This is a genomic window from Flavobacterium sp. AJR (genome assembly GCF_002156885.1).
In the GTDB taxonomy this organism is placed as follows: Bacteria; Bacteroidota; Bacteroidia; order Flavobacteriales; family Flavobacteriaceae; genus Flavobacterium.
This window is the reverse complement of the sequence record NZ_NCWQ01000095.1, coordinates 1-15,205: the sequence shown is the minus strand read 5'-3', so window position 1 is coordinate 15,205 and position 15,205 is coordinate 1. Positions and strand designations below refer to the sequence as shown.

The window sequence follows — 15,205 nt, the reverse complement described above, 5'->3', positions numbered from 1 at the left end:
GGTTGTAGTGATGCATAAAAAGAAAAGCAAAAGGGCTTTTTTCATTGGGATGAATTGTGATTATCAAAAATAAAGGAATATTTTTTGACTGCTGGTATTTTGAATTTTTTCGTAAAATAAAAAAACTACAACTGTTTGGGTTATTTTATAATTCTAAAGATACTTTGTTAGAAGTGATTTTTTCTTCATACAGTTTATATCCTTTATTTTGTTCTATTAATTTTGTTTCTTCACACATTTTAGACCCTAAATAAGTATTAAGTAATGTGTAATCAAATTGAATATGATATTTTTTATCGTTTTGTTTTTTTACAATAAAACCGTACCAACAATAATCATTGATTTCTGTTTTTATCTTAAAAGGAATTTTAAATTTAATTTCTTGATTGGATTTAATCTCTAAAATTTCAACTTTATTTGTAAGACTCAATAATTTATTTTCGGTATCAGTATCATAACATTCATAATCTACAATTTCTTCGGATACAACTAAATCATCATTATCAATTAAATGAATATTAGTCTTATATATATTATTTGAAGTGAAATGATTTATAGTTTTTAACATATCGTAAACTATATAATAATTATTCTTCGAATAATTATTCAGGGAAATATGTAAAGAATCTCCATCTTTAACAATCGTGTTTAGAATTTTAAAATTCAGATGAGATTGTGGTTTTACTTGACTATAAATAGGTAAGCAAAATAAAAAGATTATTAATAAAAAGAGTTTTTTCATTGTTGATAATTCTTATTTATCAAAAGTAAAGGAATATTTTTTGACCCAAACAAAAATCCCCGTTTCTACTGATATTTAACATAAATCAACAAGTTTGTCAGTCTTTTAAATACTCCTTTGATTTCTCCTTGAATATTTTATATTTGTTAATACTGTAATGAATTATGAAATCGGCATGATTCGAAATCATAATTCATAAAAAAGAATGGCGATACCATATTCCTTTAAAAAACAAATATTATCTCTGTATGAAAATAAAAGAAGATTTATTCAATAAAAGAATTATTTCCATAGATGCTTTTCGTGGAATTACCATTTTTATCATGATTTTTGTCAATGAGCTGGCTAGCATAAAAAATGTACCACAATGGATGAAACATATGCCAGCTGATGCCGATGCAATGACCTTTGTCGATTTGGTATTTCCTGCATTTTTATTTATTGTCGGGATGTCTATTCCATTTGCGTTTAATGCCCGATTAATTAAAGGAGATACACCTAAAACTATCTGGACACATACTTTAAAAAGAGCATTGGCACTTATTATTATTGGCGTTTATATGGTAAATGCCGAATATGGTTATGATGCCTCCAAGATGGTAATTTCTGCAGCTTTTTGGGGACTTTTGGCGTATTCAATGCCAATTCCTATTTGGAATAAATACGATAAATCATTTCCTAAAGTCACTAAAAATATTTTACAATATGGCGGAATGTTGGTTCTGGTGGCTTTATACTTTTTATATGTTCAGGAAAATGGAGAGATAGGAATCACTCCAAAATGGTGGGGGATTCTAGGACTTATAGGTTGGGCGTATTTAATTACGGTAGTCTATTATTGGCTTGTTAATGGAAAATTGATAGCCATGATTGCGTTTCTTTTTGTTTGTCTTGCGGCAAATATTTTAAATCAAATTGAAGGCTCTTTTGTTCATGAAATAAAATGGATAGGTTTTATTGCTGGACATATGACGCACGCTACACTTGTTTCGGCTGGAGTAGTAATATCTCTTTTGTTTTTTGAAGGAAAGATATCCGAAAAAATCAATTGGAAAGTAATAGGTTTTGGAGTGCTGTTTTTTGTACTGGGGTATTTATTGCGACCATACTATGAAGTTTCTAAGGTAAGAGGAACACCTTCTTGGGTATTATATTCTGCAGGGATTTGTACCGTAATCTTTTATTTCTTGTATTGGCTAATGGAAATTAAAAAACAAACCAAATGGAGCAACTTTTTTATGCCAGCAGCTGCAAATCCGCTTCTTATTTACATACTTCCAGGGATAATATATTACTTCAATTTAGCATTCAAAATACATATAATTCCGGATTATTTCCGTGAAGGAACGCCTGGAATTATCTGGTCTTTAGTATTCTCGACGATTATGTTATTTGCCATGCGAATTTTTAATAAATACAAGATTCAGCTGCATTTGTAAAGTTTCAATTGAATCTGTTTGTGTTGAAAGAAATTAGTTCTATTTTCGGGTATATTTTGAAAATTACATTATGACTGAAGAACAACGCCGACAAATTAAAATTGATAATGATACAATTATTAAACAAAAAGAATATCGTGTAAATGATTGGTTACCAATTTTAGATACACCAAAATTAAGAACCCTAGAAGAGATTAAAGGGAGGATGTCGGTTATGAATGCTTTGATAAACATCGCGTTTGAGGCTCCGACTTATATTATTAAAGAATGGATAGAGAATCATGATTTAGCTAAATATCTATCAGATTCAGAAAAAGAAATACTAGAAAAAGAAAATGATGATTTAACCGAATTTGAAATTAATTCTTTAAGATGGTATCTAGAATCATTGTGGGCTTTTATGTGGGTAACAGAAATGATTCCAGGGCTAGAAGCAGAAGAGTATATAGGAGATAATATGGCTTCGCTATTGCCAAATCTAGAGCAAGGAGATGGCAATGAAAAAATGGAAAGCTTGCAGAATTTAAAATCAGAAGTTGAGATTTATACCATGCTTGATTATTATTACCGACTGCATTGGTATTGTGTAGATGAAAGACTAAACGGTCGAGAAGCAAAGCTAAATGGAGGATTAGTATATGAAAGACGCAAATCGTTAGAATGGATTTACAACCGAGCTGATGATTGGGACAATGTAGAAATGGGTACATAAATAGTATAAAAAGGGAGTTAATAATCGCATTAACTCCCTTTTACATTTTACAAAAAAAAACATTTCACCTTTCACAAGAAATATCATCTGACACGTTTAAAAGCAATTGGACCTTCTCTTTTTTTATTGTCTTTGTAAGTGCCTTCGAGTGTATTACCGTCTTTAGATAATGTTAAGGTATGTGTTCCTTGAGTTGCCCAACCCTCAATAGGTAAAGTTACATCAACCGTATATTCTATCGTGTTTCCAGTTCTTTTTCCGATGCCACTTTCTACAAATTTTTGTCCTTTCCATTCTAGGTAATGAGAGAAAATCACCTTTCCGTTTTGTTCAGAGATAATCACAACTGCATTTTCTGCACCCGAATTAATATCGGCCCAAACACCATTAATGTCGACCTTTTTATTTTGACTATAAGTAAGATTAGAAAAGAACAGTATTAGAAATAAGAATTTTAGAATTTTGATTTTCATAATGTTGAGGTTAGTTAGTTTTATGGTTTTAAATTTTGAATCTGTACTTCAGTTATTTCTAATATAGCGCCAGAAACAGGATGATAATTAACAAAATTAAATTTGCAAAGATTATGAATGTTTACAGATTTATCGTTTAGTATAAAATCCGACCAAGGAATTTTTATTGTAGAAAATTTATCGGGAGAAGCAGGTAAATCAGCCATTGCATGAGTTCCTCCATGTATGCATCCAGTTCCGGAATCATTCCCTTCGCGAGCTTGGATTTTTATAGGTTGTGATGATTTATAAGTAATACTAACAAAGCTAGAATTGCTAGGTAAATTGGTTGGTTTTCCGTCGTTAGATTCAGATTGAGTAATCATCACATTCAGTTCGATTTCTCCAACAGGCGAGTCGCTTGCTGTAACAAGAATATGATGTTCTTTTATTCGAGTATTGTTTATTGTTCCCTGATTTTCTTTGGTTGGCCCAGCAATGTACCAAGTGTTTGAGACAACCAAATCAGAATTGGTATGTTGTATAGAAGTTGTTTTGCAGCTTAAAAATAAGATTATAATAAAACCAAGTGGTAAAACTCTGTTAGTGATTGTTTTATATTCCATAAAGAGAAAGCTATTTTTTGCTAAAATAAATAATTAAAGGTTTAGTATTCAGTTGTAGTCACAGTTTTTAGTAACAGTAGTCGGTTTCAGTTTCCATCTCTCATCTCTCATCTTCCTTTTTTCATCTCACATCTTGCATCTCACATCTTGCATCTCACATCTTGCATCTCTCATCCTGCATCTCCTATTTTTCATCTTCATATCTCACATCTTTTTGTAAGAATCTTTATTGATAAATTCGAGAGTAAATGAAATTTTAGTTTTATTTTTGTTAAGAGAGTGTGTTTTAAAACAATTAAAAATGAATTACTTACAATTAAGAAGTGTTTTGTCTTTTCTTTTTTTTAGCTGTTTTTGCTATTCGCAAAATGACTCCATCACGCACAAAAAAGATTCTCTCAAACATAATAGTAGAGATATTATCGATGTGTACAAAAGTATATTTTCTAAAAATGATACCGTAAGGCATGATGCCAAAAAGAAGATAGCTTTCTCATTATCTCCAATCCCCGTAGAAGGTAATGGAAATGCCAGAATAATTATTTCGTTTCTGAGTACTTTTTATCTAGGCGATGATCATGAGAAAACTACAATGTCACAAGTTGTTTTTTCGCCTTATTTTAGTTTCTCTAATCAATATGTATTCCCAATTCAGTCCTATATATATACTAAGGATGATAAGTATAACTTTACAGGAGATTATCGATTTATGATTTATCCGCAACCTACATATGGTTTGGGAGATCATCATCTCGACGACGAAATGTCTATCCTGAATTATAAACAATGGCGTTTTTATGAATATGTAACGAGAAAAGTCAAAGGCAATTTCGGACTCGGATTAGGAGTTCTGTTTGATAGTTATCAAAATATTTCCGAAGATTCTAAGATAGATGGAGAAACCGATTATTTTAAATACATGAGCGGAGATTATTCCGATGATGTTTCATTTGGAGTTGCAATACAAGCACTTTATGATTCCAGAATTAATAATATTAATCCAGAACAAGGAACATATCTAGAAGCCAATTTCCGAATCAATACCAATGGAGGTCTTGATAATAAAGGGTGGCAATCCTTATATATAGATGCTCGAAAATACCATTCGTTTAGCGATGTAAAACATAAAGTTTTGGCATATAGAGCTTTTTATTGGTCAACAATAGGAGGAGGAGATCCACATTATCTCGACTTACCGAGTATTGGCTGGGACCGACAGCAAAAAACAGGACGAGGTTTTACAAGAAATCGTTTCCGAAGTAATGCATTATTGTATTTTGAGACCGAATATAGAACAGATATTTCTGCCGATGGTTTTTGGGGAGCAGTATTTTTTACCAATATCTCATCGGTATCTAAATTTCAGACTTATCAATTTACCAAATGGAATCCTGCAATTGGTACAGGATTGCGCATAAAATGGAACAAACGTAACAATAGTAATCTTGTAATGGATTTTGGAGTTAGTAAAAATGATTGGTCATTACGGTTCGGTTTAGTAGAAAATTTCTAACTTTCGAACTTTCAAGACTATTTTACATGCAATTATCGGTTATTATCCTCAATTATAATGTGCGTTATTTTTTAGAGCAATGTGTTTTAAGTGTGCAGCAGGCGCTTAAAGATATTGATAGCGAGATTATTGTAATAGATAATAATTCTCCAGATGATAGTTGCGACATGATTCGTAGTCGTTTTCCTGTTGTAAAATTAATCGCGAACGCCGAAAATTTAGGTTTCCCTAAAGGAAATAATATAGGTGTTTCACAAGCTCAAGGAGATTATATATGCATTTTAAATCCTGATACAGTAGTTGCCGAAGATACATTTACAAAAGTATTGGCTTTCGCCAAAGTACAACAGGATTTAGGAATAGTAGGAGTAAATCTTATTGATGGAGCAGGGAATTTTCTTCCCGAAAGCAAGCGTGGCGTTCCGACACCTTGGGTTGCTTTTACTAAAATAACTAGTTTATATAAGGTTTTTGCAAAGTCTAAGTATTTCAATAGATATTATGCGGAACATTTAAACGAAAACCAAACAGGCAAAGTCGAAATACTTGTAGGTGCTTTTATGGTAATGAAACGAGATTTATATAATGAAGTAGGTGGTTTTGATGAAGATTGTTTCATGTATTCCGATGATATCGATTTATCGTACATGGTTCTTAAAAAAGGCAAGGCTAATTACTATTTCGCTGAAACTACGGTAATTCACTATAAAGGAGAAAGCACTATAAAGGACGAGAAATATATGAAACGCTTTCAGGAAGCTATGAATTTCTTTTATAAAAAACATTTTAAAGTATCTTTTTTGTTTTCACTTTTTATGAAAATTGGAATCGTATTTTTTTCTATTGTTAAAATGATTCAGGGAAAAACGACGATAAAAACAATTCCAAAAGAATATTTTTTATACTCCATGAATGATAATTTAAGTGAAAAATTGAGTTCAATTTTGCAAAATAAAGTTACATTTTGCGATTTAAAAAAAGAAAAAATGGTAAATTCGTCCCTGATTTACATAGGAAAAGGAGCAGAGGTAATTTTAGATAATCAATACATATCATTCAAGAAATGTATCGATATGATAAAATCTGAAAGGCATAAGAAGATTACTTTTAAAATTTTACCCAAAAACACCACTTTCTTAATCGGAAGTGATTCAAGTAATGATAGAGGTAAAATCGTTAAAATCACATAAAAATTATATTTAATGTAATTTATATTTAAAAATTTCAGTAATTTCGCAATCTGAAAATCAAAATCACCTTTTAGGTTAACAATATGGCAAGATTTGAATTAAAACTTCCTAAAATGGGAGAAAGTGTCGCTGAAGCAACAATCACAAACTGGTTGAAACAAGTTGGAGACAAAATTGAAATGGATGAAGCAGTACTGGAAATCGCTACAGATAAAGTCGATAGCGAAGTGCCAAGTGAAGTTTCTGGTATTTTGATTGAGCAATTGTTTGGCAAAGACGATTTGGTACAAGTAGGGCAAACTATTGCCATCATTGAAACTGAAGAAGGTTCGTCATTTTTAGTTGATAAAGTAACTGAAGAAACGGTCGTTCCTACAGAAGTTGTTTTTGTTGAAAAAACAATCGAAGCTGCTAAAGAAGCGGTTGCAACACCTGCAGATTACACTACTTCGGATAAATTCTTTTCGCCATTAGTAAAAAATATTGCTAAAGAAGAAAATGTTTCTATTGCAGAGCTAGAAAGTATAAATGGTTCAGGAAAAGATGGTCGAGTGACCAAAGAAGATATATTGGCTTACGTTGTTAATAGAACAAACAAAGTAGAAGTTCCAAAAGTAGAAGTGAAAGTAGCTGTTGAAGTTCCTGTGCCAACACCAGTGGTGGTTAAGGTACAAGAGCCAGTAGTTTCAAAAGCTGCACCAGTTTCTGTAAATGGAGGTGATGAAATCATAGAGATGGACAGAATGCGTAAGCTTATTTCTGGATATATGGTAGCTTCAGTTCAAACATCAGCACACGTACAATCATTTATTGAAGTTGATGTAACGAATATTGTAAAATGGAGAGATAAAGTTAAAGCTGCTTTTGAGAAAAGAGAAGGTGAGAAATTAACTTTTACGCCAATTATGATGGAAGCTGTTGCAAAAGCATTAAAAGACTTTCCAGGAATGAATATTTCTGTTGATGGGGATTATATCATTAAAAAGAAAAATATAAATTTAGGAATGGCAGCTGCATTACCAAACGGAAACTTAATTGTTCCGGTAATTAAAAATGCAGATCAGTTAAACCTTGTTGGAATGGCAAAAGCTGTTAATGATTTAGGTAATCGTGCAAAAACAGGAAAACTAAAACCAGATGATACACAAGGCGGAACTTATACAGTAACGAATGTGGGGACTTTTGGAAGTGTTTTTGGAACACCAATTATCAATCAGCCACAAGTAGGGATTTTAGCTCTTGGAGCGATTCGTAAAGTACCAGCGGTTATCGAAACTCCAGAAGGAGATTTTATCGGAATTCGTCAGAAAATGTTCCTTTCGCACAGTTATGACCACCGTGTTGTAGATGGAGCTTTAGGAGGAAGTTTTGTAAAAAGAGTTGCTGAGTACTTAGAAGCTTTTGATGTAGATAGAGATTTCTAGAAAAAATCCAACTTATAAATAATTAACCCTTTTAACGTTTTAAATGTTGAAAGGGTTTTCTTTTTGCAGCATTATTGCATTACAGGTAGTAATCGGCAACTTTCTGAAAAAAACAGGTGAAATTCGTGTTTAAAAATTATATTTGTAAACTTATAAAATTAAAAAATGGAACTGAAACTCAACAAACCAATTTGCTTTTTCGATCTAGAAACTACCGGAATAGACATCGGAAAAGATCGAATAGTAGAAATTTCAATATTTAAAGTTTTTCCAAACGGAAATAAAGAAAGTAAAACTTGGTTGGTGAATCCTACGATTCCAATTCCTCCACAAACTACAGCCGTTCACGGTATTACTGATGAAAAAGTAGCAAATGAACCTACATTTGCAACCTTAGCGCCGCAGGTTTACAATATGATAAAAGATAGTGATTTGGCAGGGTTTAACTCCGATCGTTTCGATATTCCGTTGTTAGCAGAAGAATTGCTTCGTGCAGGAGTTGATTTTGATATGAAAAATAAATGCTCAGTCGATGTGCAAACTATCTTTCATAAAATGGAAGAAAGAACATTAAGCGCTGCTTTGAAATTTTATTGCGGAAAAAGCCTTGAGAATGCACACTCTGCTGAAGCTGATACAATGGCGACATATGAGATTCTTAAAGCACAATTAGATCGTTATCCAGAATTGGAAAATGATATGAAAGCGTTATCTGAATTTACAACCAGAAAAAAAATAGCCGATTTTGCAGGAATGATTGCTTTTGATAAAGATGATGAAGAAGTTTTTACCTTCGGAAAACATAAAGGAGCAAAAGTAGAGAAGGTTCTGGAAACAGAACCAGGATATTTTAGCTGGATACAAAATGCAGATTTTCCTTTATATACCAAAAAAGTATTGACGGCAATTAAATTAAGAAAATTAAATACTAAATAAGTTCTCAGTCACAGTGGCAGTTTTCAGTATGCTTGCTGGAACTGAAACTGAATACTGAAACTGAATACTATAAAGATGAAAATAATCTGTATCGGTAGAAATTATACCAATCATATCGAAGAGTTACAAAACGAACGTCCAACAGAGCCAGTTGTATTTATGAAGCCTGATTCGGCAGTTTTGTTAAAGCAACATCCATTTGTAATCCCTGAATTTTCTGAAGATATTCATCACGAAATTGAGCTTATTGTTAAAATTAATAAGGTCGGGAAATATATAGAGCCAAAGTTTGCGCACAAATATTACGACGAGATAAGTGTAGGTATCGACTTTACAGCTAGAGATTTACAAGAAAAACTAAAGCAAAAAGGATTGCCTTGGGAGAAAGCAAAAGCTTTTGATGGTTCGGCTGTAATAGGTGATTTTTTGCCTAAGACGCAATTTAGTTCATTGGAAAATATTACATTTGAATTAACAAATAATTCTAAGACCGTTCAAAAAGGAAACTCTAATATGATGTTGTGGAAAATTGATGAGCTTATTTCATATGTTTCTCAATACTTCACGCTAAAAATTGGAGATATTATTTTTACAGGAACTCCAGAAGGAGTTGCAGCTGTAAAGCCAGATGATGTTTTAGAAGGGTTTTTAGAAGGAAAAAAATTATTCAGAATACAAGTAAAATAATGGCTTTAAAATATAACCTTTCAAAAGTGTACGCACTTTCAGACAACGATCCCGAATTTGTAAACGAAATTCTTAATTTGTTTGTAACCGAAGTTCCTGAGGATTTAAAACAAATTAAAGAAGGGATAAAAAAGAAAGATCATAAGCATGCTTATGCGTATGCGCACAAAATAAAGCCAACGCTTGATTTATTAGGGCTTAATGTTGCTTTTGAGGAGATTCTTCAAGTCGAAGCCTGGACAAAGGCTGAGGGTAAAAAGAAAGCCATAGAAGAAACATTTAAAAGCATAAAAAATCAAGTTAAAGAAGCAATCAAAGAAATTAAGAAAGACTTTGATTTGTAAAACTTCATAGATTGCCAGCCTGAATTTTCAGGCTAGGCTATCTTCTCCAAATACAATTTGCTTTGTAAATTAATTATAATACAAGTAAATTGATTTTTTCTTTCTTCCGTTTACTTCGCGATAAAAAGGATTTTCATTGCTATTCCCCACGCAATTCCTTGCGATAAATAATCTAGTAGTAATTTGAATTTTAGATACATGAAAGCAACAATAATTACAATTGGTGACGAAATCTTAATAGGACAAATTGTAGATACAAATTCTGGTTTTATAGCTAAATCTTTAGATAAAATCGGAGTCGAAATTCACGAAATGATTTCGATAAGTGATGATAAGCAGCATATTTTAGACACATTTTCTCAATTACAAAACAAAGTCGATTTGGTAATCGTTACAGGAGGTTTAGGGCCTACAAAAGACGATGTGACCAAAAAAACATTTTGTGATTATTTTGAAGATGAATTGGTTGTTAATCCCGAAGTTCTGGCGCATGTCACAGAACTAATCGAAGGTTTTTATAAGCGACCGATTACCCAAATGAACAAAGATCAGGCGTTAGTTCCTTCTAAATGTACGGTGCTTCATAACCAGATGGGGACGGCACCAGGAATGTGGGTGAAGAAAGAAAATACCGTTTTTATTTCGCTTCCGGGAGTACCTTATGAAATGAAATATTTGGTAGAAAGCGTAATAATCCCAAAAGTTGTAAAAGAATACGAGCGACCGTATATTATTCATAAAACGATACTTACATACGGTCAGGGCGAAAGTTTAGTAGCCGAGCGTATCGAAGATTGGGAGAATAATTTACCCGATTTTATAAAGCTAGCCTATTTGCCAAATCCGGGAAGAGTGCGTTTGCGACTTTCTGCCCGAGGTACAGATAAAGAAATGCTTGAAGCAGCTATCGAGGCCAATGTGCAATCGCTAGATGCAATCATTCATGATATTATTGTAGGCTTCGATGATAATGAAACTCTTGAAGTAGTAGTAGGAGAATTACTAACAAAAAAAGGAAAGACAGTTGCGACTGCCGAAAGTTGTACTGGAGGAAAAATCGCATCACTTTTAGCGGCAGTTTCTGGTGCTTCAAGCTACTTTAGAGGTAGTGTTGTGTCTTATGCAACCGAGGTAAAGACTACTGTTTTGGGTGTTTCAGCCGATTTAATAGAAGAAAATACTGTGGTAAGTGCTGCGGTTGCTTCATCGATGGCTTTGAACGTAAAACGCATAATGAAAACTGATTACGCAATCGCGACAACTGGGAACGCCGGACCGACAAAAGGAGACTCAAATGCGGAAATTGGTACTATTTTTATTGCAATTGCCACACCAGACGATGTAATAGTCGAAGAATTTAACTTTGGCCAACCACGTGAAAAAGTGATAGATAGGGCTGTAATTAAAAGTTTAGAAATGTTACAGAAAGAAATTTTAAAAAATGTACACTAATTTTTTGTTTCAATCGTTTATTTTTCTTTTCTTTGCACCCTGATTTTGAATAACGATAAAACATAAGTATAATGTCAAGAGTTTGTGACCTTACAGGTAAAAGAGCGATGGTAGGAAATAACGTTTCTCACGCTATGAACAAAACTAAGAGAAAATTTTCTGTGAACTTAGTTAAAAAGCGTTTTTATCTTCCAGAAGAAGATAGATGGATTACTCTTAGAGTAGCAGCATCTACGATAAAAACAATTAATAAAAATGGAATTTCTGCGGTTTTGAAAAAAGCGCAGTCAGAAGGATTTATCAAATAATCTTTTCCAAAATAAATATATAGCAAGATGGCAAAGAAAGGTAATAGAATCCAAGTAATTTTAGAATGTACTGAACACAAGACTTCTGGTGTAGCAGGAACTTCAAGATACATTACAACAAAGAACAAAAAAAATACTCCAGACAGATTAGAGATTAAGAAATTTAATCCAATCTTGAAACGTGTAACAGTTCACAAAGAAATTAAGTAATAATTAGAGATTTTATAAATCTCAATGGTTTTCCATTAGAGTTTTATAAAAACTTCAAATAACATTTGAATCATGGCAAAGAAAACCGTAGCATCGTTACAAACATCTTCTAAGAGATTATCAAAAGCCATCAAAATGGTGAAATCTCCTAAAACTGGTGCATATACATTCGTAGAATCTATTATGGCTCCTGAAGAAGTTGATACTTTCTTGAAAAAGAAATAATTAACAATTACAATATATAGAAAAGCTACTTTCATTCGGAAGTAGCTTTTTTATTTTTTATATTTGTCTCAAAATTTAGAGAAGCCAAACAAAAGTTCTTTTTTTAATCAAAGTTCCTGCTTTTGCTGCGATCTTTTGTTTTATCTCGAGCTTCGGGACCAGAACAAAAGGGTATTGCTACAAACGTAGTTCACTGAACTCCTATAAAATTGGAAAGTATGTGAAGTAATCAGGGTTAATTAAAGATACTTTGCTTTTTTAAACTTTAGAATTGTTGTAGATTGTGAGAAAAATCTAAATAATTCGAAAAACTAACAACCTATATAAAAATGAGTTTTTTTAAAAAAATATTTTCTTCCGATAAAAAAGAGACATTAGACAAAGGTCTTGAAAAATCTAAAACCAGTTTCTTCTCTAAATTAAGTAAAGCCGTAGCCGGAAAATCTAAAGTTGATGACGACGTTTTAGATAATTTAGAAGAAATTCTTGTTTCTTCGGATGTTGGAGTAGAGACAACACTAAAAGTTATTACCCGAATAGAGAAACGCGTAGCAGCCGATAAATATCTTGGTGTCGATGAGTTAAACCAAATCTTGCGAGAAGAGATTGCAGGTTTATTATCAGAGACTAATACAGGCGAAGCGACTGAGTTTGTAATTCCTATACAAACAAAACCATATGTTTTAATGGTTGTTGGAGTAAATGGAGTTGGTAAGACTACTACAATCGGTAAATTAGCTTATCAGTTTAAAAAAGCCGGTTATAAAGTAGTTCTGGGAGCGGCAGATACTTTTCGTGCAGCAGCGATTGATCAATTGCAAATTTGGGCTGATCGTGTAGGTGTGCCAATCGTAAGACAAAATATGGGGAGTGATCCTGCATCTGTAGCTTTTGATACCTTACAATCTGCAGTAGCACAAAATGCCGATATTGTAATTATTGATACAGCAGGTCGTTTGCATAACAAAATCAATTTAATGAACGAATTGACTAAAGTAAAACGTGTAATGCAAAAAGTTGTAGCCGATGCACCTCATGATGTACTTTTGGTTTTGGATGGTTCTACAGGGCAAAATGCTTTTGAGCAAGCTAAGCAGTTTACTGCTGCAACCGAGGTAACAGCTCTGGCTGTAACCAAACTAGATGGTACTGCCAAAGGTGGTGTTGTTATTGGTATTTCGGATCAGTTTAAAATTCCTGTAAAATACATTGGTGTAGGTGAGGGAATTGAAGACTTGCAGGTTTTTAATAAATATGAGTTCGTAGATAGTTTCTTTAAATAGTTTTTAGATGAGTTTTAATAATATCCCGCCGATTTATTTTTATTTTGGTAGTATCCTGTCTTTTGTTTTATCTAATGTTTTTAGAGAACAAAATCTAACTTTGTATTACGTTTTATTAGTAGTAGGTGTTATTTTATTTCTTTTAGGTCTTCTTAGAAGAATCCAAACAAAAAAATAATCTGGCAGCATAATTTTCGATTAAAGGTTTTATGATATAAAACTTTTATAATTAGAATAATGGCTGTTCAATATATAAAAACCAACGAATGCTTTTAGTATTCGTTGGTTTTTTTGTTTTATAAGTAAATCAAAATCTATAAAATAGTTTAATGGGTTTTGGCAATTTTTTCTTCTTTATCAATTATATAAAGTTAACTTTGTAACTCACAAAAATAAAATATTTATAGTACCGTGAAGCTTTAGCCCTGATAGAAGCGGTATTCTTTTTTGTGGATTTTTCTTCCACAAAAAGATATAGCGGATAGCAGGAAATAGCTCCTAAAAAATAAAATTTATAATGAAAAACGTATTTAAAATTCTCTTAGTATCATTTTTGTTTGTTGGATGTCAGCAAAAAATAGAACCTGCAGATATTGCTAAATTAAATGGATATTGGGAGATTGAAAAAGTAGTTTTTGATAAAGGTGAAGATAAAGATTACGGGATGAATGAAAGCTATGACTTTTTTAAGATAGAGGCCGATAATAACGGTATTCGTCAGAAAGTAATGCCACAATTAGACGGAACTTTTATGACAAACGATTTACACGAAACGGTAAAAGTTAGATTTAAAGACGGTAAGGCTTTCTTAGATTATTCGACTCCTTATACAAAATGGACGGAAGAATTAATTGCCTTAACAGACGATAAATTAGTGCTGCTTAACGCCGAGAAAAAAGAATATCATTATAAAAAAGCAGGACCAATTAATATTATAGATAATGGCAAAAAGACTAAATAATCAGAGTAGTGTTGGGGATATTTTGCAAAGGATTATCCAGGTAAATAAGCTCCAACCCGGAATGGATCAGATTGATGTAAAAGAGGCATGGCGACAACTGATGGGGAATGGTGTAAATAGTTATACCCGAAATGTAGTTTTAAAAGGAAGTACGCTTTATGTAGAGCTTACATCGTCTGTTTTAAGAGAGGAACTCACTCATGGAAAATCAAAAATCATTACGATGATTAATGAGGAATTGCGAAGAGATGTTGTTCGTGATGTAGTTTTGCGTTAAAATTAAAAGTTATTAATATGATAAGTATAAAGTCTAAGTTTAAAACACCTCCAGTTTTTATTGCTATAGTTTCAGTTGTTTTACCACCACTGCTTATTTATTTAAGTTTTACTTCTAGAAATGCAGGAAAGTTTTTGCCTATTTTATTTTTACTACTTACTATTTTTTTTTGGTTGACAATGTTTAGAACAAGAGCGCATAAGTTAACTATTGATGATAGATATATAATTGTAAGTCGTTATTTTGGATTAGGAAAATCTAAAGTATATGAAATTAATAATTTAGACGGTTTTATAGTTCTTTTTGAGGTTGGAAAAGAAGGTATGGCAGAGTTCCTTTTTATACTCGAAAATGGTAAAAGAATAGCTTCTATTTCTACTTCTTATCATAGTAACTATAACGAACTAAAAGATGTTTTAAGAGA

19 protein-coding genes are annotated in these 15,205 nt (G+C 32.3%); 16 read left to right on the top strand and 3 right to left on the bottom strand.

From position 1 onward, the window contains the following. Positions 1 to 145 precede the first annotated feature (145 nt). Positions 146 to 742: a hypothetical protein gene (locus B8T70_RS20245; protein WP_086896013.1), complete on the bottom strand. Its 597-nt coding sequence runs from the start codon at positions 740 to 742 to the stop codon at positions 146 to 148. Positions 743 to 990: 248 nt separating this feature from the next. Here B8T70_RS20245 and B8T70_RS20240 point away from each other — a divergent pair, with 248 nt between their 5' ends. After that, positions 991 to 2,181, top strand: coding sequence for a DUF5009 domain-containing protein (locus tag B8T70_RS20240; RefSeq protein ID WP_086896012.1), 1,191 nt, complete (start codon positions 991 to 993; stop codon positions 2,179 to 2,181). A 70-nt stretch (positions 2,182 to 2,251) separates the two neighbouring features. After that, complete coding sequence (locus B8T70_RS20235) at positions 2,252 to 2,893, top strand: DUF4272 domain-containing protein (protein ID WP_086896011.1); 642 nt, start codon at positions 2,252 to 2,254, stop codon at positions 2,891 to 2,893. 83 nt (positions 2,894 to 2,976) lie between these two features. Here B8T70_RS20235 and B8T70_RS20230 read toward each other — a convergent pair whose 3' ends face one another. Further along, positions 2,977 to 3,366 carry a hypothetical protein gene (locus B8T70_RS20230; RefSeq protein WP_086896010.1) on the bottom strand — a complete coding sequence of 130 codons (390 nt, stop codon included), beginning with the start codon at positions 3,364 to 3,366 and terminating at the stop codon, positions 2,977 to 2,979. Positions 3,367 to 3,386: 20 nt separating this feature from the next. Beyond that, positions 3,387 to 3,971: a hypothetical protein gene (locus B8T70_RS20225; RefSeq protein ID WP_086896009.1), complete on the bottom strand. Its 585-nt coding sequence runs from the start codon at positions 3,969 to 3,971 to the stop codon at positions 3,387 to 3,389. A gap of 301 nt (positions 3,972 to 4,272) precedes the next feature. Between B8T70_RS20225 and B8T70_RS20220 the strand changes: the two genes are divergently transcribed. The 14 genes from B8T70_RS20220 to B8T70_RS20155 all read left to right on the top strand — a co-directional run. Then, the gene (locus B8T70_RS20220) at positions 4,273 to 5,484 is read left to right on the top strand and encodes a hypothetical protein (protein ID WP_242667526.1); all 1,212 of its coding nucleotides are present in this window, start codon (positions 4,273 to 4,275) and stop codon (positions 5,482 to 5,484) included. Between the two features lie 26 nt (positions 5,485 to 5,510). Beyond that, the gene (locus B8T70_RS20215; RefSeq protein ID WP_086896008.1) at positions 5,511 to 6,674 is read left to right on the top strand and encodes a glycosyltransferase family 2 protein; all 1,164 of its coding nucleotides are present in this window, start codon (positions 5,511 to 5,513) and stop codon (positions 6,672 to 6,674) included. An 83-nt stretch (positions 6,675 to 6,757) separates the two neighbouring features. Next, on the top strand, positions 6,758 to 8,098 hold the full coding sequence (locus tag B8T70_RS20210) for a dihydrolipoamide acetyltransferase family protein (RefSeq protein WP_086896007.1): 1,341 nt from the start codon (positions 6,758 to 6,760) through the stop codon (positions 8,096 to 8,098). 165 nt (positions 8,099 to 8,263) lie between these two features. Further along, complete coding sequence (locus B8T70_RS20205; protein WP_039119983.1) at positions 8,264 to 9,034, top strand: 3'-5' exonuclease; 771 nt, start codon at positions 8,264 to 8,266, stop codon at positions 9,032 to 9,034. 75 nt (positions 9,035 to 9,109) lie between these two features. Further along, on the top strand, positions 9,110 to 9,721 hold the full coding sequence (locus B8T70_RS20200) for a fumarylacetoacetate hydrolase family protein (protein ID WP_039111211.1): 612 nt from the start codon (positions 9,110 to 9,112) through the stop codon (positions 9,719 to 9,721). Then, positions 9,721 to 10,065 carry an Hpt domain-containing protein gene (locus B8T70_RS20195; protein ID WP_035625977.1) on the top strand — a complete coding sequence of 115 codons (345 nt, stop codon included), beginning with the start codon at positions 9,721 to 9,723 and terminating at the stop codon, positions 10,063 to 10,065. Before B8T70_RS20200 ends, B8T70_RS20195 begins: the two co-directional genes overlap by 1 nt. A gap of 198 nt (positions 10,066 to 10,263) precedes the next feature. Next, positions 10,264 to 11,517 (top strand): CinA family nicotinamide mononucleotide deamidase-related protein, encoded by a 1,254-nt coding sequence (locus B8T70_RS20190; RefSeq protein ID WP_086896006.1) that lies wholly within the window; start codon positions 10,264 to 10,266, stop codon positions 11,515 to 11,517. Positions 11,518 to 11,588: 71 nt separating this feature from the next. Continuing rightward, positions 11,589 to 11,825, top strand: coding sequence for a 50S ribosomal protein L28 (gene rpmB / locus B8T70_RS20185; RefSeq protein WP_007805815.1), 237 nt, complete (start codon positions 11,589 to 11,591; stop codon positions 11,823 to 11,825). A gap of 27 nt (positions 11,826 to 11,852) precedes the next feature. Further along, positions 11,853 to 12,035, top strand: a complete 183-nt coding sequence (gene rpmG, locus B8T70_RS20180) for a 50S ribosomal protein L33 (RefSeq protein WP_017495179.1) — start codon at positions 11,853 to 11,855, stop codon at positions 12,033 to 12,035. Between the two features lie 72 nt (positions 12,036 to 12,107). Further along, positions 12,108 to 12,260, top strand: coding sequence for a DUF4295 domain-containing protein (locus B8T70_RS20175; protein ID WP_007805819.1), 153 nt, complete (start codon positions 12,108 to 12,110; stop codon positions 12,258 to 12,260). Positions 12,261 to 12,589: 329 nt separating this feature from the next. Continuing rightward, entirely contained in the window at positions 12,590 to 13,543 is a 954-nt protein-coding gene (ftsY, locus tag B8T70_RS20170) for a signal recognition particle-docking protein FtsY (protein ID WP_086896005.1), read from the top strand. A gap of 517 nt (positions 13,544 to 14,060) precedes the next feature. Continuing rightward, on the top strand, positions 14,061 to 14,504 hold the full coding sequence (locus B8T70_RS20165; RefSeq protein WP_086896004.1) for a lipocalin family protein: 444 nt from the start codon (positions 14,061 to 14,063) through the stop codon (positions 14,502 to 14,504). After that, complete coding sequence (locus B8T70_RS20160) at positions 14,485 to 14,781, top strand: DUF721 domain-containing protein (protein WP_039111206.1); 297 nt, start codon at positions 14,485 to 14,487, stop codon at positions 14,779 to 14,781. Before B8T70_RS20165 ends, B8T70_RS20160 begins: the two co-directional genes overlap by 20 nt. A gap of 17 nt (positions 14,782 to 14,798) precedes the next feature. Continuing rightward, a partial coding sequence (locus B8T70_RS20155; protein WP_133059417.1) for a hypothetical protein occupies positions 14,799 to 15,205 on the top strand: 407 nt, incomplete at its 3' end.

Excerpts from the sequence above, each read along its gene's own strand:
- B8T70_RS20245 (WP_086896013.1), bottom strand. The coding sequence starts at position 742 with ATGAAAAAACTCTTTTTATTAATAATCTTTTTATTTTGCTTACCTATT.
- B8T70_RS20240 (WP_086896012.1), top strand. The coding sequence starts at position 991 with ATGAAAATAAAAGAAGATTTATTCAATAAAAGAATTATTTCCATAGAT.
- B8T70_RS20235 (WP_086896011.1), top strand. The coding sequence starts at position 2,252 with ATGACTGAAGAACAACGCCGACAAATTAAAATTGATAATGATACAATT.
- B8T70_RS20230 (WP_086896010.1), bottom strand. The coding sequence starts at position 3,366 with ATGAAAATCAAAATTCTAAAATTCTTATTTCTAATACTGTTCTTTTCT.
- B8T70_RS20225 (WP_086896009.1), bottom strand. The coding sequence starts at position 3,971 with ATGGAATATAAAACAATCACTAACAGAGTTTTACCACTTGGTTTTATT.
- B8T70_RS20220 (WP_242667526.1), top strand. The coding sequence starts at position 4,273 with ATGAATTACTTACAATTAAGAAGTGTTTTGTCTTTTCTTTTTTTTAGC.
- B8T70_RS20215 (WP_086896008.1), top strand. The coding sequence starts at position 5,511 with ATGCAATTATCGGTTATTATCCTCAATTATAATGTGCGTTATTTTTTA.
- B8T70_RS20210 (WP_086896007.1), top strand. The coding sequence starts at position 6,758 with ATGGCAAGATTTGAATTAAAACTTCCTAAAATGGGAGAAAGTGTCGCT.
- B8T70_RS20205 (WP_039119983.1), top strand. The coding sequence starts at position 8,264 with ATGGAACTGAAACTCAACAAACCAATTTGCTTTTTCGATCTAGAAACT.
- B8T70_RS20200 (WP_039111211.1), top strand. The coding sequence starts at position 9,110 with ATGAAAATAATCTGTATCGGTAGAAATTATACCAATCATATCGAAGAG.
- B8T70_RS20195 (WP_035625977.1), top strand. The coding sequence starts at position 9,721 with ATGGCTTTAAAATATAACCTTTCAAAAGTGTACGCACTTTCAGACAAC.
- B8T70_RS20190 (WP_086896006.1), top strand. The coding sequence starts at position 10,264 with ATGAAAGCAACAATAATTACAATTGGTGACGAAATCTTAATAGGACAA.
- rpmB (WP_007805815.1), top strand. The coding sequence starts at position 11,589 with ATGTCAAGAGTTTGTGACCTTACAGGTAAAAGAGCGATGGTAGGAAAT.
- rpmG (WP_017495179.1), top strand. The coding sequence starts at position 11,853 with ATGGCAAAGAAAGGTAATAGAATCCAAGTAATTTTAGAATGTACTGAA.
- B8T70_RS20175 (WP_007805819.1), top strand. The coding sequence starts at position 12,108 with ATGGCAAAGAAAACCGTAGCATCGTTACAAACATCTTCTAAGAGATTA.
- ftsY (WP_086896005.1), top strand. The coding sequence starts at position 12,590 with ATGAGTTTTTTTAAAAAAATATTTTCTTCCGATAAAAAAGAGACATTA.
- B8T70_RS20165 (WP_086896004.1), top strand. The coding sequence starts at position 14,061 with ATGAAAAACGTATTTAAAATTCTCTTAGTATCATTTTTGTTTGTTGGA.
- B8T70_RS20160 (WP_039111206.1), top strand. The coding sequence starts at position 14,485 with ATGGCAAAAAGACTAAATAATCAGAGTAGTGTTGGGGATATTTTGCAA.